Annotated in this window: 1 protein-coding gene; it reads left to right on the top strand. The window is 70.2% G+C overall.

Annotated features, from left to right (window positions below):
- On the top strand, positions 1 to 406 hold a 406-nt coding region (locus C2142_RS37700; protein ID WP_194235869.1), incomplete at both ends, for a hypothetical protein.

Below are 406 nucleotides of genomic sequence, written 5' to 3'. Positions count from 1 at the left end.
CCAACTGGAACAACGGCACCACCGCCACCGCGTACACCTGGGACGCGGCCGGCAACCGGACCTCCGCCGGCGGTACCGCCTCCAGCTTCGACGAGCGCAACGAACTGCTCAACGACGGGACCACGACGTACAGCTACTCGGCCCGCGGGACCCTTACCGGCAGCACCGCCCAGGGCTCCCAGCCCAAGGAGGTCCAGTTCGACGGCTTCGACCGGATGGTCAAGGAGGGGCCGTCCACCTACAGCTACGACTCGACCGACCGCGTCGCCCAGGCAGGGAACACCACCTTCACCTACGACGGCGGCTCCAACAACGTGGTCACGGACGGCACCGCCACCTACACCCGCACCCCCGGCGGCAGGCTCCTCGGCACGGCGACCACCGGCGCAACGCCCAACCCGCGCCT

It is taken from the genome of Streptomyces sp. CB01881, assembly GCF_002953255.1.
Taxonomy (GTDB): Bacteria; Actinomycetota; Actinomycetes; order Streptomycetales; family Streptomycetaceae; genus Kitasatospora.
The sequence above is the reverse complement of the archived record's forward strand: the minus strand, read 5'-3'. Positions and strand labels throughout refer to the sequence as shown.